General features: G+C 64.8%; 20 protein-coding genes and 1 pseudogene. 8 read left to right on the top strand and 13 right to left on the bottom strand.

All coding sequences use genetic code 11. The annotated features are described in order from the left end of the window. Positions 1-4 precede the first annotated feature (4 nt). Both BI327_RS26310 and BI327_RS26305 read right to left on the bottom strand, forming a co-directional pair. Positions 5-406 (bottom strand): hypothetical protein, encoded by a 402-nt coding sequence (locus tag BI327_RS26310; RefSeq protein ID WP_076864157.1) that lies wholly within the window; start codon positions 404-406, stop codon positions 5-7. Positions 407-574: 168 nt separating this feature from the next. Continuing rightward, positions 575-928, bottom strand: a complete 354-nt coding sequence (locus tag BI327_RS26305) for a DUF3307 domain-containing protein (protein WP_083742225.1) — start codon at positions 926-928, stop codon at positions 575-577. Between the two features lie 424 nt (positions 929-1,352). On the opposite strand from BI327_RS26305, the gene BI327_RS26300 reads away from it, so the two are divergent. After that, positions 1,353-2,750 (top strand): TAXI family TRAP transporter solute-binding subunit, encoded by a 1,398-nt coding sequence (locus BI327_RS26300; protein WP_245334938.1) that lies wholly within the window; start codon positions 1,353-1,355, stop codon positions 2,748-2,750. 223 nt (positions 2,751-2,973) lie between these two features. On the opposite strand, the gene BI327_RS26295 is transcribed toward BI327_RS26300, so the two are convergent. Continuing rightward, positions 2,974-3,732, bottom strand: coding sequence for a Crp/Fnr family transcriptional regulator (locus tag BI327_RS26295; RefSeq protein WP_076864297.1), 759 nt, complete (start codon positions 3,730-3,732; stop codon positions 2,974-2,976). 195 nt (positions 3,733-3,927) lie between these two features. Then, positions 3,928-4,290: a PRC-barrel domain-containing protein gene (locus tag BI327_RS26290; protein WP_076864154.1), complete on the bottom strand. Its 363-nt coding sequence runs from the start codon at positions 4,288-4,290 to the stop codon at positions 3,928-3,930. Positions 4,291-4,618: 328 nt separating this feature from the next. On the opposite strand from BI327_RS26290, the gene BI327_RS26285 reads away from it, so the two are divergent. Genes BI327_RS26285 through BI327_RS26275 form a run of 3 tightly spaced genes read left to right on the top strand, consistent with a single transcriptional unit; the run spans position 4,619 to position 5,320 of the window. Continuing rightward, the gene (locus BI327_RS26285; RefSeq protein WP_076864153.1) at positions 4,619-4,810 is read left to right on the top strand and encodes a hypothetical protein; all 192 of its coding nucleotides are present in this window, start codon (positions 4,619-4,621) and stop codon (positions 4,808-4,810) included. Positions 4,811-4,835: 25 nt separating this feature from the next. Beyond that, a complete protein-coding gene (locus tag BI327_RS26280; RefSeq protein ID WP_076864152.1) occupies positions 4,836-5,048 on the top strand; it encodes a hypothetical protein in 213 nt (70 codons plus the stop codon). A 53-nt stretch (positions 5,049-5,101) separates the two neighbouring features. Next, complete coding sequence (locus BI327_RS26275; protein WP_076864151.1) at positions 5,102-5,320, top strand: hypothetical protein; 219 nt, start codon at positions 5,102-5,104, stop codon at positions 5,318-5,320. Between the two features lie 272 nt (positions 5,321-5,592). Here the strand turns inward: BI327_RS26275 and BI327_RS26270 are convergent, their stop codons facing one another. After that, complete coding sequence (locus BI327_RS26270; RefSeq protein WP_083742224.1) at positions 5,593-6,468, bottom strand: DUF6537 domain-containing protein; 876 nt, start codon at positions 6,466-6,468, stop codon at positions 5,593-5,595. A 29-nt stretch (positions 6,469-6,497) separates the two neighbouring features. Continuing rightward, positions 6,498-7,166 (bottom strand): Crp/Fnr family transcriptional regulator, encoded by a 669-nt coding sequence (locus tag BI327_RS26265; protein WP_076864149.1) that lies wholly within the window; start codon positions 7,164-7,166, stop codon positions 6,498-6,500. Between the two features lie 350 nt (positions 7,167-7,516). Between BI327_RS26265 and BI327_RS26260 the strand changes: the two genes are divergently transcribed. From BI327_RS26260 to BI327_RS41885, 3 genes are read left to right on the top strand one after another with little or no spacing between them, the layout of a single operon-like run. After that, the gene (locus BI327_RS26260) at positions 7,517-8,629 is read left to right on the top strand and encodes a cyclic nucleotide-gated ion channel (RefSeq protein WP_076864148.1); all 1,113 of its coding nucleotides are present in this window, start codon (positions 7,517-7,519) and stop codon (positions 8,627-8,629) included. A gap of 11 nt (positions 8,630-8,640) precedes the next feature. Next, a complete protein-coding gene (locus BI327_RS26255; RefSeq protein ID WP_076864296.1) occupies positions 8,641-9,426 on the top strand; it encodes an enoyl-CoA hydratase/isomerase family protein in 786 nt (261 codons plus the stop codon). Positions 9,427-9,436: 10 nt separating this feature from the next. Continuing rightward, positions 9,437-9,709, top strand: a complete 273-nt coding sequence (locus BI327_RS41885; RefSeq protein ID WP_143271694.1) for a hypothetical protein — start codon at positions 9,437-9,439, stop codon at positions 9,707-9,709. Positions 9,710-10,072: 363 nt separating this feature from the next. Here the strand turns inward: BI327_RS41885 and BI327_RS26250 are convergent, their stop codons facing one another. Further along, positions 10,073-10,507, bottom strand: a complete 435-nt coding sequence (locus BI327_RS26250) for a DUF6157 family protein (RefSeq protein ID WP_076864147.1) — start codon at positions 10,505-10,507, stop codon at positions 10,073-10,075. A 14-nt stretch (positions 10,508-10,521) separates the two neighbouring features. Further along, positions 10,522-11,169 carry a glutathione S-transferase family protein gene (locus BI327_RS26245; RefSeq protein ID WP_076864146.1) on the bottom strand — a complete coding sequence of 216 codons (648 nt, stop codon included), beginning with the start codon at positions 11,167-11,169 and terminating at the stop codon, positions 10,522-10,524. 83 nt (positions 11,170-11,252) lie between these two features. Here BI327_RS26245 and BI327_RS26240 point away from each other — a divergent pair, with 83 nt between their 5' ends. Continuing rightward, entirely contained in the window at positions 11,253-12,272 is a 1,020-nt protein-coding gene (locus BI327_RS26240; RefSeq protein WP_076864145.1) for a helix-turn-helix transcriptional regulator, read from the top strand. Here the strand turns inward: BI327_RS26240 and BI327_RS26235 are convergent. From BI327_RS26235 to BI327_RS26215, 5 genes and pseudogenes are all read right to left on the bottom strand, one after another. Then, positions 12,266-12,676 (bottom strand): hypothetical protein, encoded by a 411-nt coding sequence (locus BI327_RS26235; RefSeq protein ID WP_076864144.1) that lies wholly within the window; start codon positions 12,674-12,676, stop codon positions 12,266-12,268. The two genes, BI327_RS26240 and BI327_RS26235, sit on opposite strands and share 7 nt — an antisense overlap. Positions 12,677-12,775: 99 nt before the next feature. After that, on the bottom strand, positions 12,776-13,474 hold the full coding sequence (locus BI327_RS26230; RefSeq protein ID WP_076864143.1) for a nitroreductase: 699 nt from the start codon (positions 13,472-13,474) through the stop codon (positions 12,776-12,778). A gap of 133 nt (positions 13,475-13,607) precedes the next feature. Then, entirely contained in the window at positions 13,608-14,852 is a 1,245-nt protein-coding gene (locus BI327_RS26225) for an acyl-CoA dehydrogenase (protein WP_076864142.1), read from the bottom strand. 28 nt (positions 14,853-14,880) lie between these two features. Continuing rightward, positions 14,881-16,128, bottom strand: coding sequence for an acyl-CoA dehydrogenase (locus BI327_RS26220; RefSeq protein ID WP_076864141.1), 1,248 nt, complete (start codon positions 16,126-16,128; stop codon positions 14,881-14,883). Between the two features lie 13 nt (positions 16,129-16,141). Then, positions 16,142-16,948: pseudogene (locus BI327_RS26215) on the bottom strand (acyl-CoA dehydrogenase family protein); the annotation flags it as partial. Between the last annotated feature and the right edge of the window lie 33 nt (positions 16,949-16,981).

Raw genomic sequence — 16,981 nt, 5'->3', positions numbered from 1 at the left:
CGCCTTAAGCGTTCACGGTCTCGCCGACGTCCTCGTCGTCGAGCTCGTCATCAACGATCGGCGCGAAGGTCGACAGCGGCTTGGTCGACAGCGTAATCGGCTTGCGGCTGCCATGCGACACGGTCGTCGCGCGAGCCGGCTCACGCGACAGCGCGTACAGCGTCGACCCGACACGGCCGCCGGAATTGACCAGCTCCCACTCGCTGCAGCTCGACGCAATCGCCACCGCGAGCGCGTGCAGATGGCTGCGGCGATAGCAGAACAGCGCCAGCCTCGCCCTGATATCGGGCGCGACATTGGCGACCAGCAACGAAAGCCCGTTCGGATTGGCGCGATACATCTGGCCGAGCAGGTCGTCCGCAACCGGGCAGGCATCGTTCTCGAAGGCGTCGCGGCTTGAAAACATTTGCAAATCCCCCTCGATCGGGAAGATGCAGCGCAATCCTCTAACGAAAGGTTAACCACGGCCCCCGGTCGTCTCCGGAGACGCTTGCCCGTTGCACGCGAATCACATCCGCCCGCGGCGGCGGGAGGATGGCGGGTCAGGATGTGGGAAGAGGCGTGCGCCGGCCGCTCAGTTCGCGGCCATGTAGATCGACAGCGCGAAGCCGGTGAGATGGTGCAGTGCCTGGTCGACGCCGATCAGGGTCCAGAACCAGGGATGGCCGGATTCCAGCGTCACGCCGAAATGCGAGGCGCAGATTCCCTTGCAGCGATCGACGATGATGTGGATCACGAAGTCGATGAAGGCGACGTACCAGAACCGCGGCGCCACCACCAGGATCAGCGCCAGCGCGACCGCGAGATGGACGAGGCAATGCGCGAGCAGCGGCAAGGCCCAGCCGGTCTTCTGGTCCTTGCCGATCGCCATCCAGGCGTTCTGCAGCATGAAATCAGCAATGATGTGCTTTGCGGTGAGAAGCAGCATCCATCCCACCAGGGCACCAACCGACACCGACGATGACATGGCAGGAAACAACAAGCTGACGCCCTTTTACTTCGATGAATCTGATTGCAAGAAATCCGGGTCAGGCCGTCAGCACAATTCCGCAAAACCAAGCGTGTCTCATTTATGACATCTCCGGCGGCGGAATGCACCTGCGGCTCCTCGAAAATCACATCTGGGTTCGACCGTCGATAGTGGCGATGGTCATGTGGCATCGCGGCGCAGGTCGACTGAGATTAAGGTTACGGCCGGCGGCCGGTTTGCATTCCCTCCGGGGAGGTATATCGTCGGCAGCACAGGAAATTTTCTTTCTTTTATAGCCATTTACGGATTCACCGGGCAGCGCCGCGCCGGTTGGGTTGCGGCGACGGGCGGCCCCGGACGGGTGATGAGCCAGGTGATCAGCATGAGTGCCGAAGCCCCCTCGCCTTCGCCAATGCCGCCGCGGCCACGCCCGCCGGTCGCCAAGAGCAACCGCGCGCAGATCATCGTCTTCACCCTGCTGACGCTGCTGTTGAGCGCCATCACCGTGGTCGGCGGCCGGCTCTGGCTGCGCAATTCGGAGACGCTGGTGTTCGCGGTCGGCGACAGCAATGGCCCGGAGGCGAAGTTCGCGGCCAAGCTCGCGACCGTCCTGAAGACCAATTCGTCGCGGCTGCGGCTGAAGATCGCGCCGAACCCCGACAACGCCAAGGCGCTGGCGCAGTTCGATCGCCGCGACGCCGCGCTTGCCATCCTGCGCACCGACGCCAAGGTGCCGCCCCGCGCCCGCGCCATCGCGATCCTGGAGCATGACGTGGTGCTGGTCCTGAGCCCCGGCGGCAAGAAGATCAAGTCGCTGACCGAGCTCAAGAAGAAGAAGATCGCCGTGGTCGGCGACGGCGACAACAGCGTCAATTTCGTCCGCAGCGCGCTGGAAATTTCCGACAGCCCGGACGCGGCGCAGCGGGTGCAGCAGGCGCCGGCGAACACACCGTTCGACAAGCTGTTCGCCTCCGGCTTTGCCGCGGTGGTCGCGATCGAGCATGCCTCGAAGATCATGAAGGACAAGACCTACGAGCAATATGCCAAGCGCACCGGCTTCACGTTGAACGCGATCGATTCCGCCAAGGCGCTGGCGCGCAAATATCCGGCGATCTCGGAGGAAACGGTCTCGACCGGCATGCTGTCGTCCTCGCCGGCGATTCCGGATGACGAGGTCGACACCATCGGGCTGGAATGGCTGCTGGTCGCGCAGTCCTCGATTTCCACGACGACCGCCGCCGAGCTGGCGCGGATCATTTATGAGAACAAGTCCGAGCTCGCGCTCGACGACGGCTTCGCCTCCAAGATCGAGCCGGCCGCGACCGACAAGGATGCCTTCATCGTCGCCCATCAGGGCGCCGCCGAATACATCAACGACGACACCAAGTCGTTCATGGATCGCTACAGCGACCTGATGTATCTCGGCGCCGCCGCGCTCAGCATCATCGGCTCGATCTTCGCCGCGATCTATACCAAGATCACCCGCGTCGCGCCCGAGAAGGCCAGCGAGCTGGCGGGCCGGATCCTCGACATCGGCGAGCGCGTCGAGCACACCACCTGCGCCGAAGATCTCGACGAATTGCAGGACGAGCTCGAGGCGATCCTGCGCGGCGCGGTGATCGGGCTGCGCGACGGCACCTTGTCCAGCGACGGGCTCGACACGTTCAAGCTCGGCTACGAGCTGGTCCGCGACGAGATCGCGCTGCGCCGCGATCATCTCAAGCGCCATCCGGCGGCACCGGATGAAAACCTCGTGGTGGTGAAGACCGCGAACGGGTGAAAGGGGCCGTTGTTACGCCGCGTACACACCTGTCGTCCCTGCGAAAGCAGGGACCCATACGCGGCGGCGGAAATTGCGAACGGGACTCGTCGTTAAAGCGTTGCGCAGTGGTCAGCATTGGTGGTTATCGGTCCCTGCTTTCGCAGGGACGACATCGAACGCGTGGCGCGGCCAACGCGTCAACATCGGGCATTCTCGCGACGCGCCTCGCCGCGCGACGCATTCACCCGGCTGCCGCGTCCGGCGGGGCCACGGCATCGAGCTGCCGCCCCTCATGATCCATGTGCAGGTAGTTCGGATTGAACAGGCCTGCGCGCATCAGCCGGTCGAGATTGGGGACGGCGAGGGTCTTGCCCTTGAGCACGATCAGGCCGTCGGCGCGCAGCTCCTGCAAGGTCCGGTTGACGTGGACCTTGGAGAGCCCGGTGGCGTCGGCGAGGTCGCCCTGGGTCAGCGGGAAGTCGCAGCTGTCGCCCTGGGTCAGCCCGGCGAGACGCAGCCGAAGCCAGATCTCGCAGAGCAGATGGGCCATCCGCTCAAGCGCCGTGCGCTGGCCGAGGTTCATGGTCCATTCGCGCTGGATCGCCGCATTGACCAGGGTCTCCCACCAGAACGCAGTGACGATGCGCGGATGTCCGGCGGCAACCTTGTCGAAGAATTCGCGGGAGAGGTCGGCGATCGACACCGCGGTGATGGTGCCGATCGAATGATCCATCTCGCGCAGGATGAAGACGTTCACGTCGCAGATATCGCCGGGCAGGAAGAACGACACCACTTGGCGGCGGCCGTCCTCGAGCTGTTTGTAGCGGCAAGCCCAGCCGGACAGGATCAAATGGACGTCCTTCGGCTTCTCGCCTTCACGGACGATGTCGACGCGGGGCGAAAAATGCCGGACGCGCTCGGTCGACGCGCGATTGAGAATGACGTGATCGACCGGCGAAAGCCGTACGAACTGCTCCAATTTCCGGACTAGCGACGCCAACGACATTGATCTCCCCGCATGCTTAATCGGGTAACTGTCGGGCCGTTTTCAATAACGTATGTTACATTGCACAGCTATTGACGTCTGTTCACTAGTGTACAGACGCCGGAGGAGCACGATGGCAAAGTTCTCCCGCGCCGTACTATCGTCATGCGAACCGGTGTCGTGGAAGCGACCTCCTTCCGGTCGATTTGGCTAGACCAGCGGCACGCCGTAGTAGTCATTCACTGCGCGCGTGGTGCCGATATCGGCCCAATTCCACTCCCGCTCGTTGCCGTATTTTGGCGCGCCGCGCAGCTGGCTTTCGGTCACGCCGGTGACGTAGCCGCCCAGCCTTGTGTCGTATTTGAGCGATTGCCAGGGCAGCGGATAATGGTCGTTGCCAAGTCCGAGGATACCGCCGAAACCAAGCACGGCATAGGACACCCGTCCGCTCTTCTTGTCGATCATCACCCGCTCGATCGAGCCGATCTTGCGCTCGTCGGATCCATAGACTGCGGTACCCTCGACCTTGTCGCTGCCGATCAGGTTTCCAAGCTCCTTGTCGTCCATCGCCATGTCAGTTCTCCGTTGATCTCCCGGGCCAACAGCGGCGCCGCATCATCGTTCCTGCCGCAGTGCCGCAGTTGCAGCACAGCGAAAACGCCATTCAGCCCAATCGATTTCGGATGAGATGCGGGCCTCGGCGAGGCAATTCGCCGAGGCCCGGCACCGGAGTGGTCCACTGCCTTTCGGGGAGCAAGGCAGCGGGCGCAGGGGTGTTACGCCTGGCACCGAAGATCGTTCCTTGCCGTCCCGACAACGATTTCGATTGACCTGATGTCATGGGTTAACGACGGCATTCGGGGAACATGCCTAGTATTGCTGGTTCCAGCGCGGAGGCGGCATGATCAAGAAGAAACGTAACCGGTCGCGGCCTCCCGGATCGTTCGAGGACCGCCTGCAAAAGTTTGCCGAAGACGCACGCATTGCAGCACGCAAACTGCCGCCGGGACGGGAACGCGAAACGCTGATGAAGAAGGCGAGGCAGACCGAAGCCGTGATGGAAGTCAGCGAGTCGCTGATGCCTCGCAAATAGCTACGGGTTTCAAGGGAGAGCTGCGATGATCGAGGAACGGTTTGATTCACGTACGCTCGCTGCCATGAACTTTGCGCTCGACTGCGTCTGCGCCGACGCGCTCCATGGCGAGGAACATGCGACCCGCAAATACGTTGCCAGATACATCATCAAGTGCGCCAAGAGCGGCAGGACGACGCTCCCCGAGCTGACCGAAGCCGGGCAGCAGGCGCTGGCCAAGGCCATCGCCGCGGCGTAATCGCCGGCACAACTTGCTCCGCTGCTCTCGGCCCTCGGCAGAGGCGGATAGCCATGCGCATTGCAATCAGCATCGGCCTGCTGGCCTTTTTGGTCGCCGTCGGCGCCTACGCCTATGAGGGGCTGACTGTGGATGCTCCGGCGCCGGCCTACAGCTTGGTCGTGTTCGCGATCGGAATTACGCTTTTGGCCGCGCTTTGCGCCGGCCTGATGGGCCTGCTGTTCTATTCCAGCCGCCACGGCTACGACGAGCCGCCGCACATCAAGCGGTAGATGGCGAGAACGGAGAATACCGGGATCCCTCGCCGTCATCCCCGCGCAAAGGCTTCGCCTTTGTCGCTGGAGGAGCCGCGAAGCGCGTCTCGAAGGATGAATAGGCCACCAGCCGGGCCGATTCATCCTTCGAGGCTCGCTCCGCTCGCACCTCAGGATGACGGTACACATTCCCTCTCCGCGTCATTGCGAGCGAAGCGAAGCAATCCATCGCGCCGCGAGTTGAGACATGGATTGCTTCGTCGCTTCGCTCCTCGCAATGACGGCGGCGCTTACGATGTAGACGCCGCCGGCACCCGGGCGCGAATCTCGGCGACCTTGCGCTTCAGCGCGGCTTGTCGCGGGTCGGGCATGATGGCGGCGCGGGCTTCGGCAATGGCATCGGCGAGGTCGGGAAGCGCAAGCACGCCGTCGAAGGTCGGCTTGACCAGACCGTCGATGATCACGTGCCAGTCCGCGATGCCCTGGCGATAGGGATCGCCGTAGCCCTGGATCATGGTCGCGGTCTCCACGACCGCAGGCGCAGCGCCCGGCTGCTTGGTCAGGCTGCGGTCGATCATGTGCAGCCAGCGTTCGACCCAGACCCGTTCCTTGGCGTAACGCCCCGAGAACAGCCGCCAGCGCTTCAGGCCCGCCTCGATCCGCAGCCTGCGAATGCTGAAACGATTGTTGGCGCTGAAGCGGATCGAGACCCGGCGGCGGCGCCAGCCGAACTGATCGAGCACCGCAAGGATCGGATCGGCGACCATCGCCGGCAGAGCGTCGATCAACTCGTCGAGCCGCAGCTTCTTGACGTCGTCGGCCGAGCGCGCCGCAAGGCGGCCCGCCGCATTGACCTCGCCGAGCTTGAGCTGCGCGATGCGGATTGCATCCTCATAGGCCATGCGCTCGGCCATCAGCCGCGCGATCTCGGCGAGCAGGGCGTCATCGACGCCGCGGCGGCCGACGAAGCGATTGAGCCGGTCGATATAGAGCTGGGCGTAGCTCGTGCTCTGATAGGCGATCAGCAGGTGAATGGCCTCGCTGACAGCCGGCCCGAGATGGTCCGGGCAGGCCTCAGGCAGCACCGGCGGCCCCTCGTCCTCATCGCCGATGATATCGGCAAACAGGTAGCGGAGCGAAGCCAGCAGACTGTCGTCATCCGGCACTGCGGCGCCTCCAGAACTCGTTGCGGGGCTCATGCAGGTTTGGGCTCCGCGACCGGTGGGGTGGCGTGCTGCGCGAGCCGTTGCTCGAGCGTCGCGATGTTCTCGAACAGGCGGGCACTGGCCAGACGCAGGAAGTAGAAGCCGAACGCCGGGTTCTGGACGTAGAGCTGCTCGACCTGGTCATAGGTCACCGACAGTATCATGCCGGTTTCGACGCATTCCAGCGTCTGGGTTCGCGTATTCGACGGCGACAGCATGCCGAATTCGCCGACCAGCGCGCCGACCGGCAGCTCGATGCCCGATTCGACCAGGCGGAAGCGGCCGCTGACGATGTAGAACATGCTGTCGGCCTTCTCGTCCTTGTAGAACAGGACCTCGCCCGCCGTGTATTTGCGCTCCGTCGTGAATGGCCTGAGCCAATCCATCGACAGATCGCTGTTGACCGATTTCTTCACGTTGCGGACCAGCTGCAGCATCTGGTGCAGACGATAGGTATTCACCGGCAGCAGCACGGCGTGCAGGATCAGCGTCGCGTAGTTGTGGGTCGGGACCGCGGTCGCGATCAGGATGATGTTGGTCAGGATGGCGAACACGCGCAACGGGATCATGGTGCGCATCGACAGCGTGGCGACCACGAAGATCGAAGCAAAGAAACTGCCGGCGGCGCCGGCGTGCTGCGCGAGATGTGAGGTATCCATCGGAAACCAACCAATTCTCAAGAAGTGAATAAGATCGCCTTATTAGTCGCTTCATTCCTGGCCAGGTCGCATGGGACAGGTCGCATGGGAGTCGCGTCGGTGTCTGGCATCCCTGATATACGGCGAAAAAGCGACGATTTGTCTGATTTCTCACATTCGCGGGCGCAAAATCAGGCGAACATGGTTAGGCCATTTAGGCCATTCGTCCAATGAACGGGCTTGGCGCCGAGTTTGCGCCGCCACCGGCTGCGCGTTGACGACCTCAGCCGGGAGAGGCACGTTGTGACACAGGCTCCGCCGCTCGCGGGGCCTCGATTCCAGCAGTTGACCGACAGGCAAGCTCCGTCCCGATGTCCAAGCCGCTCGTCCTTCCGGCCTTGACGCGCTTCGTTTCCGCCACCGCCGGCCGCAACATGACCACGGCAGCCTATGTCGCGGTCACGGCCGGTGTCGCCATGATGACGCTGCTGACGGTCGCGCCGGCCTACGAGGCGGTGCCGCACTGGGTCGATGCGCTGCTGTGGGCCTGCCTTGCCTATTTCGTGTTCGAATGGCTGGTGCGGCTGCGCCACATGCGGCAGCAGGACAAGTTCTGGTTCTATCAGCTGTCCAGCGCCGGCATCGTCGATGCGATCGGCGCGCTGGCGGTGCCGCTGGCCCTGCTCGCCGGCATCGAGCCGAAAACCGCATGGCTGCTCGGCGTGCTCTGGGTGCTCAAGGTGGTGCCGGGCATTCCCGGCCTGCGTCAGCTCCGCCGCGTGCTCGTGGTGGAATCCGGCCCGCTGCTCAGCGTGCTCGTGATCTTCCTGATGGTGGTGTTCCTGGCCTCGGTGGCCGAATATTTCCTGGAGCGGGACGTCCAGCCGCAGACCTTCGGCAGCGTGCCGGCGGCGCTGTGGTGGGCGGTGGTGACGCTGACCACGACCGGCTATGGCGACGTGGTGCCGATCACCCCGCTCGGCCGCATGGTTGCCGCCATGGTGATGATCTCCGGCCTCGGCGTGTTCGGGCTGTGGACCGGTATTCTGGCGACCGGCTTTGCCAACGAAACCCGCCGCGACAATTTCCTGAGAACCTGGGAGACCGTCAGCAAGGTGCCGTTCTTCGCGCATCTCGGCCCGGCCGCGATCGCCGATGTCACCCAGGTGCTGCGCACCATCGACCTGCCGCCGCGCACCATGATCATCCGCAAGGACACCAATGGCGACTGCATGTATTTCGTCGCCGCCGGCGAGGTCGAGGTCGACCTGCCCGGACGCAAGGTGAAGCTCGGCGAAGGCGCGTTCTTCGGCGAGATGGCGCTGCTCGGCAACGCCAAGCGCGGCGCCAGCGTCGCGACCAGCAAGGTGACCCGGCTGTTGGTGCTTGACCTGGTCGATTTCCGCCTGTTGATGGCAAGGCATCCCGACCTCGCCGAGACCATCGACGCCGAGGCGAAGCGGCGGGAACGTGAGAACCAATAATGGAGACCAAGATGGCTGACGCGGCCGACACCGCCAGCGGACCCGTGCTCGAAATTACCGGAGCGCGCGCCACGATCCGCCTCAACCGGCCGAAGCATCTCAACCGCCTGCAGGCCGAGGACCTCGGCGAGCTGGTGCAACTGTTCGACCGGATCGAGGCCGACCCGGCGATCCGTGTGCTGGTGCTGACCGGGACCGGCCGCGCGTTCTCCGCCGGCTACGACCTCAACTCGGTGGCCGAGCGCGCGGTGAGCGCCAACGAGCAGCAGAGCGCGGGCTCGGCGTTCGAGGTCGTGGTCAACCGCCTCGAGGATCTCGGCGTGCCGACGATCTGCCGGCTCAATGGCGGCGTCTATGGCGGCTCGACCGACCTCGCGCTCGCCTGCGATTTCCGGATCGGCGTCGATACTGCCGAGATGTTCATGCCGGCGGCGCGGCTCGGGCTGCATTATTACAGGAGCGGCATCCAGCGCTACGTCACGCGGCTCGGCGTCGACAACGCCAAGATACTGTTCCTGACCGCGCAGAAGATCTCGGCGCCGGAGATGCTGCGGATCGGCTACCTCACCGCGATGGTGCCGCTGGAGCTGTTGGACGAAGAGGTCGACAAGCTCGCCACGATTCTCGGCGGCAATGCGCCGAAGGCGATGGCCGGCATGAAGCGCGCGATCAACGAATTCGCCCGCGGCGAACTCGACGCCGCCGCCGCCGACGCCCGCCACCGCGACAGCATGCGCGGTGACGAGATCAAGGAAGGCATCAAGGCGTTCGCGGAGAAGCGCGCGCCGAGGTTTTAGCTCACCGTCCATGAACGAACAGCTATTGCAAAGCTTCCTTAGCGAAGAGGCGAATGACTATGTTCGTCAGTTACTGCTGCGTCGAATCTCGGAATTTCGTTCAGGAGCTTCAGTTGGCGTGCACAAATTCGAGTTCAATCGTTTCATCGTTACGATCGACTGTGAGCTAGGCGAAGCTACGATAGAGGACGATTTGAATCCCGGCCCCGAAGGTAAGGGATCAGGGCCACTGGAGAGCTTTATATCCGCCCTCTGGCAAAATGATCGCGGTCAGCCTCGTTGACACGCGAGTAAATGTTCTGACGAGTCCTTCTGCTCCTAATACCGTCACCTTGAGGAGCGCGCTCTTGCGCGCGTCTCGAAGGGTCGACGGCCCGGCTGGTGGCCGTGCATCCTTCGAGACGCGCTGCGCGCTCATCAGGACGACGGGACTAACAGGAGCGCGTCAACGCTTCACCCTCCCCTGGAGGGGGAGGGTCGGCTCACATGGAGCGCAGCGGAATGTGAGACGGGGTGGGGTGATCTCTCAATACGGGCAGTGGCCGAGTGGAGAGACCTTCACCCCACCTCGGTTCGCATTGCATGCGAACCGATCCTCCCCCTCCAGGGGAGGATGAGACCCACTGCGAGCGTCCGCATGCGCTCCTCACACCCGCTTGCTCCGCATCGCGCGCGTCTGTGCGATCTCAGGGTCGCGCGCCAGCGCCTGGTAGCGCTTGCTGTCGACGGCGTAGATTGCGATGCGGCCCTCGGCGTCGGCGTGGACGCCCCAGCCGAAGCGCTTGCCGAGCGGCGAGGCGCGCATGCAGGCCTGGCCGCGCGAGAAGAACGTCTCGCGGGCAAGGCTGCGTTCCTTCTTCGCCGTTTTCGCATCGAGCGCGCGGCCCGCCGCCGACGTCGCGAACACCACGTCGTCGGAGGTGTATTTGTAGGGCGCGCCTGCGATCATCCGGAATTGCAGCACGGCCACCGTCGGCTGACCACCGCGCGGCTGCGGCTCCTCGCCGTGCTGCGCCGGGCAATCCTCGGCGACGCGGATCAGGGTGTTGAAGCAGTTGGTGCTGTGCAGGACTTTCGCCATCGGCACGATCCGTATCACACTCCGGCGGCGACGGCATGCTGCGCCGCCATCTCGTCGTCAGTCTCCGTGATCCGCTGGTAGGCTGGGCGCGCGGCGATGCGTTCGGCGTAGCGGACGAAGACGTCCCGTTTCGGCACGATGCCGAACATCATGGTCCAGTTCAGCGCGATGCCCCAGAGAATGTCGGCCGCCGTGATCTCTTCGCCGAACAGATAGGGCCCCTTTGCGAGCTGCGCCTCGAGCGTGCCCAGCATGGTGTCGTAATCGGCATAGGGCGACTGCGTGATCGGCGCCGGCTCGCGCTTCATGAAATGGTCGATCACCGCCGGCTCGAACGAGGCGCCGTAATAAGCCATCCAGCGCAGATAGGGGCCGCGGCGCGCGTCGGTCAGCGCAGGCGTCAGGCCGGCCTGCGGAAACAGATCGGCGAGATAGATGAAGATCGCGACCTGCTCGGTCACCAGCGCGTCGCCATGGCGGATCGCCGGCACCTTGCCGAGCGGATTGATGGCGAGATAGGCGGCCTTGCGCTGCTCGGCGGCCTTCATGTTGAGGATATGCAGGTCGTAGGGCGCGCCGAGTTCCTCCAGCAGCACACGGGTGCCGGTGGCGCGGCTTTGCGGTGAATAATACAGCGTGATCCGGTCGGTGGCGGTGGTCATGGGCGGGGCTCCTTGCGCCGTCGGGGGCATGGCCTCGTTATGGCCACCTATACCTGACATCTTGTGTCAGGTATGATTGCGCCATGCGCGCGAGCCGGCTGTTTTCCATCCTCACCACCCTGCAGGCGCGGGGCCAGGTCACCGCGCCGGAACTGGCCGAGGCCTGCGAGGTCTCGGTGCGCACGATCTATCGCGACATCGATGCGCTCGCCGCTGCCGGCGTCCCCGTCTATGCCGACCGCGGCGCCGAGGGCGGCTACCGGCTGCTCGACGGCTATCGCGTGCGGCTGAACGGGCTGTCGCAGGGCGAGGCCGAGGCGCTGTTCATGGCCGGCCTGCCTGGCCCCGCCGCCGCGCTCGGCCTCGATGCCGCGATGGTGGCGGCGCAGACCAAGCTGATGGCGGCGCTGCCGGAGAACCTGCGGCCCAATGCGCGAGGGATGCAGCAGCGCTTCCATCTCGACGCCCCGGGCTGGTTCGGCGAGACCGAGGAGCCGCAGCATCTGCGCGCGATCGCCGGCGCCGTGCTGCGCGAGGCCATGATCGAGATCCGCTACCAGAGCTGGAAGGCCGAGAAGCGGCGGCGCGTGGCACCGCTCGGCCTCGTGCTGAAGGGCGGCAGCTGGTACCTCGCCGGCCTCGTCGACGGCAATGTGCGGACCTATCGCGTCGCCCGCGTGCTGGATTGCGTGACGCTGGAGACGCCGTTCGCCCGGCCGGCGGAATTCGACCTCGCCGCCTATTGGCGCGCCTCGATCGAGCGGCTCGAGGCCGAGCTGCATCCGAACCTGGCCACGGTGCGGCTGTCGCCGCTCGGGCTGAAACTGTTCGATGCGCTGGCGCATCCTTACGTGAGGGCGCGGATGCAACTTGCGGATGGCACCAACGCCGACGGCTGGCACGTCGCCACCCTACCGGTCGGCAAGACGGTGTGGCATGCGGCGAGCGAGCTGCTGCGGCTCGGCGCCGAGGTTGAGGTGATCGCGCCCGACGAGCTGCGCGAGAAGATGGCCGAGATGACCGGCGCGATGGCCGCGCGCTATCTGGAGACGCCGCCGCGCCGCGCGGTGGCGGGACGCAGGGGTTCAGCCGCTGGTCAGTAGCGGCTGTCGGAACTGATGACGAAGCGGTCGAGAAGATTGACCGGCAGGATCTCGAACTTGTGCAGCGTCAGCGTAATCCCGGTCACGAAGTCGATGCCCTTGATCGTGCCTTCGAGATCGATCCGCCGGCCGCGGCGCAGGCCTCGCGTTTCCGGATGTTGCTCGATGTCGATATAGGCATAGATCGGATTGTCGAGCCGCGAATGGCGGTGCCAGCCGCGCTGCAGGAAGCTGAATTGCAGCACCGAGCCGGCGCCCCAATCGATCGCGTCGAAGAAGCGGGTCTTCCAGGCGACGGGCTGTCCCAGATAATGCGCGGCGATGAACGCATCGCGCTCGAGCGCAGGCAGACGGTGCAGCTGCCAGCTGATCTCAGCCGGCGTCGGGGAGGCGTTATTCGCCATAGTTGTTCTTGAGGTTTTCTTGTCGTTTCTTGTGGGCTTTTCTTGCGGCTTGTCTTGTCCTGGGCGGGAGAGTGAACCGACGATCCCGCCCAGGGGAAATTATACATCCACAAATGTGACAGTATCTTCCACGGTCGCGCGCGACGTGCGGTAGCTGTTCACCTTGTGTGGGTGATCCGCATAGCCGAACGAGATGCCGCAGACAACCCGGCGGTCGTCGGGCAGGTTGAAATGGCGGCGGATCAGCCCCGAATGGCGGGCGAGCGCGGCCTGCGGGATGGTGCCGAGGCCGAGCGCCTGGGCCGCCAGCATGAAGTTCGAGACATAGCCGCCGCAGTCGATCGCGCCATAAATGCCGAGCGGCTCGTTGGTGTGGATCACGGCGACATGCGGCGCGCCGAAGAAATTGTAGTTCTCGAGCGCCTGCTTCGAATAGGCGGCCTTGTCGCCGCGCGCGATACCGAGCGTGTTGTAGAGCTGGAAGCCGCTTTCGCGGCGGCGCTCCAGATAGACCCCGACATATTCGCGCGGCGGCGTGAAGTCGTGGTCGTCCTTGGCGCCGGATGCGGCCTCGGCATAGATCGCCTTGCGGAAGCGCTCCTTGGCCTCGCCTGAGGCGATCAGCACCTGCCAGGGCTGGCTGTTGCACCAGGACGCGGTGCGCTGCGCGGTCGCAAGAATGTGCTCGATGATGTCGCGCGGCACCTCGCGCGGCAGGAATGCGCGCACCGAGTAGCGCTCGTTGAGCAGCTCCTCGAGCGCACCGATGCGATCATGCTGTTCTACGGTGGCGTCCATCTTCGAACTCACTTTCGTGCCCGGACGCGACGCGGCACGACGTGATGCGTCGCAGAGCCGGGGCCTATGGAGGAACAAGTCCCGGTCCTGCGAAGCAGCACTGTGTGCTGCATCGCGTCCGGGACACGAGACATCAGCGCCCCTTGGTCGGGATCTTGTTGTAGGACACGTCCTTGTCGACCCGGATGTCGCCCGGCAGGCCCAGAACGCGCTCGGCGATGATGTTGCGCAGGATCTCGTCGGTGCCGCCGGCGATGCGCATCGAGGGCGACGACAGCAGCATCTGCTGGAACTGGCCGTTGGCCTGTTCCTCGTCGGTGCCGGTGAGGCTGCCCGCCGTGCCCTCGAGGTCCATCGCATAGGTCGCGATGTCCTGCAGCATCAGGCCGGAGACCAGCTTGCCGATCGAGTTTTCCGGACCCGGCCGCTCGCCCTTCGACAGCGCCGAGATCGCCCGGTAGCTGGTGTATTTCAGCCCGCTCGCCTTCACCGCCCAACTCGCGAGCTTCGAGCGCACCGCCGGATCGTCGATCGCCAGGCCATCTTCCAGCATCAGACCGGAGCAGAACTCGAACATCTCGGGTACGCCGGTCGCAAGCCGCGCGCCGATCGACATGCGCTCGTTCATCAGCGTGGTCAGCGACACGCTCCAGCCCTCGCCGACGGCGCCGAGCCGCTGGCTGTCCGGGATCACGACGTCGGTGAAATAGACCTCGTTGAATTCCTGCATGCCGTTGGCCTGCTTGATCGGCCGCACCTCGACGCCGGGGCTCTTCATGTCGAGGAAGAACATCGTGAGGCCCTTGTGCTTGGGCACATTCGGATCGGTGCGCGCGATCAGGAGGCCGTAGTCGGAGTAATGCGCGCCCGAGGTCCAGATCTTCTGGCCGTTGACGACCCAGTTATCGCCCTTCTTCTCGGCGCGGGTGCGAAGCCCTGCGACGTCGGAGCCGGCCGACGGCTCGGAGAACAGCTGGCACCAGATCTCTTCACCGGAGGCAAGTTTCGGCAGAAAGCGCCTCTTGGCGTCTTCACTGCCCCACGCCATCACGGTCGGGCCGCACATGCCCTCACCGATCTGGAACGGCTGCGTCAGCTTGCCGTAAACGCCCTCTTCCTGCTGCCAGATCACGCGCTCGATCGGGGTGGCGCCGCGACCGCCGTATTCCTTCGGCCAATGCAGGCAGGCCCAGCCGCCTTCCGCCTTCTTCTTCTGCCAGGCCTTGCCGACCTCGACCATGTCGTGCCTGGCGAGCCTGATGCGGCCGAGCGACGATTTCGAGAGCTCTTCTTCGAACTCCTTCGGCGCGTTGGCCGCGATCCACTTGCGGGCGATGGACCGGAACTCGGCTTCCTGCGGCGTGTCATCGAAATTCATGGCGAACCTCTTTTGATTTTGCGCGCGCTCAGGCGCGGCCCTTGGTCGGGATCTTGTTGAAGGGAACGTCCTTGTCGACCCTGATGTCGCCGGGCAGGCCCAGCACACGCTCGGCGATGATGTTGCGCATGATCTCGTCGGTGCCGCCCTCGACGCGGGTGCCCGGCGCACGCAGCAGCATCGCCTGGAACTTGCCGGCGACCTCGGCATCCTCGGGCCCGCTCAGTGCGCCGGCGGCGCCCTGCAGATCGAGCGCGTAGGTCGCGACGTCCTGGATCATCGAGCCGGCGACCAGCTTGCCGATCGAATTCTCCGGCCCCGGACGTTCGCCGCGTGACAGCGCGGAGATCGCGCGCATGCTGGTGTATTTCAGCCCGCTCGCCTTCACCGCCCAATTCGCAAGCTTGGAGCGCACCGCGCGGTTCTCGATCGCCGGACCATCCTCCAGCATCAGGCTGTTGCAGAAGTCGAGCAGCTCGGGGAAGCCGGTGGCGACGCCGGCGCCGATCGACATCCGCTCGTTCATCAGCGTGGTCAGCGACACGTTCCAGCCGTCATTGACATTGCCGAGCCGCTGCGAGTCCGGAATGCGCACGTCGGTGAAATAGACCTCGTTGAAGTCGGACGCGCCGCTCGCCTGCTTGATCGGCCGCACTTCGACGCCCGGGCTCTTCATGTCCAGGAAGAACATGGTGAGGCCCTTGTGCTTCGCGACATCAGGATCGGTGCGGGTCAACAGGATGCCGTAGTCGGAATAATGCGCGCCCGAGGTCCAGATCTTCTGGCCGTTGATCACCCATTCGTCGCCATGCTTCTCGGCACGCGTGCGCAGGCCTGCGACGTCGGAGCCGCCGGCCGGCTCCGAGAACAGTTGGCACCAGATCTTCTCGCCGGAGGCGAGCGGCGGCAGGTATTTGCGCTTCTGCTCCTCGCCGGCGAACGCCATCATGGTCGGGCCGCACATGCCGTGGCCGATGATGAACATCGAGCTGAGGCGACCGAACGGGCCTTCCTCCTGCTGCCAGATCACGCGCTCGATCGGCGAGGCGCCGCGGCCGCCATACTCCTTCGGCCAGTGCAGGCAGGCCCAGCCGGCGTCGGCCTTCTTCCTCTGCCAGGCCTTCGCGACCTCGAGAATGTTGGCGCCCTTGAGCGCAACGCGGCCGAGCGAGGCCTTGCGCAGTTCGTCCTCATACTGCTTCGGGGCATTGGCTGCGATCCAGGCTTTCGCCTCGGCGCGGAATGCGGCCTCCTGCGGGGTGTCGTCGAAATTCATGACGATCCCCCGCTTACGCCGCGTTCTTCTTGCGCATGCGATCGATCAGCGCGTCTTCCCAATAGGACAGGCTGCCGAGGCCGAGCGCCACCGCATTGGCGCGGCGATAATACATGTGGCAGTCGAACTCCCAGGTGAAGCCCATGCCGCCATGGACCTGGATGTTGTTCTTGGCGCAGTGCTGGAACGCCTGCGTCGCGCTGATGCGCGCGGCGGCGGCGGCTTCCGGCAATTCGCCGGCGTTGGTCGAGAGCGCCCAGGCGCCGTAGTAGCAGTTCGAGCGCGCCAGCGTCGCCGAGACATACATGTCGGCCAGCATGTGCTTGACCGCCTGGAACGAGCCGATCGGACGGCCGAACGCGATACGGTCGAGCGCGTAGTCGCGGCCCATCTCCAGCGCACGGTCGGCGCCGCCGACCTGCTCGAACGCCATCAGCACGGCCGCGCGATCCAGCACCTGGGTGATCACGCTCCAGCCCTCGCCGGGCGCGCCGAGCGGCTCCGCCTTCGCATCCTTGAAGGCGATCTCGGCCTGACCACGGGTCAGATCGATGTTCGTCAGCGACTTGACCTCGACGCCGCCGGCCTTGAGATCGACGATGAACAGCGAGATATCGGACTCGCGTCCGCTCGAGCCGGTGCGCGCGGCGACCACGGCGAAATCGGCGATCGCGCCATCGGCGACGGGCCTCTTGACGCCGTTGAGCACGCCGCCATTGGCCGTGACCTTGACCGCCTTCGGCGACGGATTGCCCTTGCCCTCGAACAGCGCCAGCGTGCCGATGGCGTCGCCCGACGCGATCTTGGGCAGCCACTTCTGCAAAGATGTCGGAACATCGCGCATCCCAACGAG

The sequence above is a fragment of the Bradyrhizobium mercantei genome, from assembly GCF_001982635.1.
Lineage (GTDB): Bacteria > Pseudomonadota > Alphaproteobacteria > Rhizobiales > Xanthobacteraceae > Bradyrhizobium > Bradyrhizobium mercantei.
The sequence above is the reverse complement of the archived record's forward strand: the minus strand, read 5'-3'. Positions and strand labels throughout refer to the sequence as shown.

Bases quoted from the DNA above. Each gene is read 5' to 3' on its own strand.
- BI327_RS26280 (WP_076864152.1), top strand. From the start codon at position 4,836: ATGATCGAGGAACGGTTTGATTCACGTACGCTCGCTGCCATGAACTTT.
- BI327_RS26230 (WP_076864143.1), bottom strand. From the start codon at position 13,474: ATGGACGCCACCGTAGAACAGCATGATCGCATCGGTGCGCTCGAGGAG.
- BI327_RS26245 (WP_076864146.1), bottom strand. From the start codon at position 11,169: ATGACCACCGCCACCGACCGGATCACGCTGTATTATTCACCGCAAAGC.
- BI327_RS26300 (WP_245334938.1), top strand. From the start codon at position 1,353: ATGAGTGCCGAAGCCCCCTCGCCTTCGCCAATGCCGCCGCGGCCACGC.
- BI327_RS41885 (WP_143271694.1), top strand. From the start codon at position 9,437: ATGAACGAACAGCTATTGCAAAGCTTCCTTAGCGAAGAGGCGAATGAC.
- BI327_RS26255 (WP_076864296.1), top strand. From the start codon at position 8,641: ATGGCTGACGCGGCCGACACCGCCAGCGGACCCGTGCTCGAAATTACC.
- BI327_RS26240 (WP_076864145.1), top strand. From the start codon at position 11,253: ATGCGCGCGAGCCGGCTGTTTTCCATCCTCACCACCCTGCAGGCGCGG.
- BI327_RS26250 (WP_076864147.1), bottom strand. From the start codon at position 10,507: ATGGCGAAAGTCCTGCACAGCACCAACTGCTTCAACACCCTGATCCGC.
- BI327_RS26285 (WP_076864153.1), top strand. From the start codon at position 4,619: ATGATCAAGAAGAAACGTAACCGGTCGCGGCCTCCCGGATCGTTCGAG.
- BI327_RS26225 (WP_076864142.1), bottom strand. From the start codon at position 14,852: ATGAATTTCGATGACACGCCGCAGGAAGCCGAGTTCCGGTCCATCGCC.
- BI327_RS26290 (WP_076864154.1), bottom strand. From the start codon at position 4,290: ATGGCGATGGACGACAAGGAGCTTGGAAACCTGATCGGCAGCGACAAG.
- BI327_RS26235 (WP_076864144.1), bottom strand. From the start codon at position 12,676: ATGGCGAATAACGCCTCCCCGACGCCGGCTGAGATCAGCTGGCAGCTG.
- BI327_RS26310 (WP_076864157.1), bottom strand. From the start codon at position 406: ATGTTTTCAAGCCGCGACGCCTTCGAGAACGATGCCTGCCCGGTTGCG.
- BI327_RS26275 (WP_076864151.1), top strand. From the start codon at position 5,102: ATGCGCATTGCAATCAGCATCGGCCTGCTGGCCTTTTTGGTCGCCGTC.
- BI327_RS26265 (WP_076864149.1), bottom strand. From the start codon at position 7,166: ATGGATACCTCACATCTCGCGCAGCACGCCGGCGCCGCCGGCAGTTTC.
- BI327_RS26260 (WP_076864148.1), top strand. From the start codon at position 7,517: ATGTCCAAGCCGCTCGTCCTTCCGGCCTTGACGCGCTTCGTTTCCGCC.
- BI327_RS26305 (WP_083742225.1), bottom strand. From the start codon at position 928: ATGCTGCTTCTCACCGCAAAGCACATCATTGCTGATTTCATGCTGCAG.
- BI327_RS26220 (WP_076864141.1), bottom strand. From the start codon at position 16,128: ATGAATTTCGACGACACCCCGCAGGAGGCCGCATTCCGCGCCGAGGCG.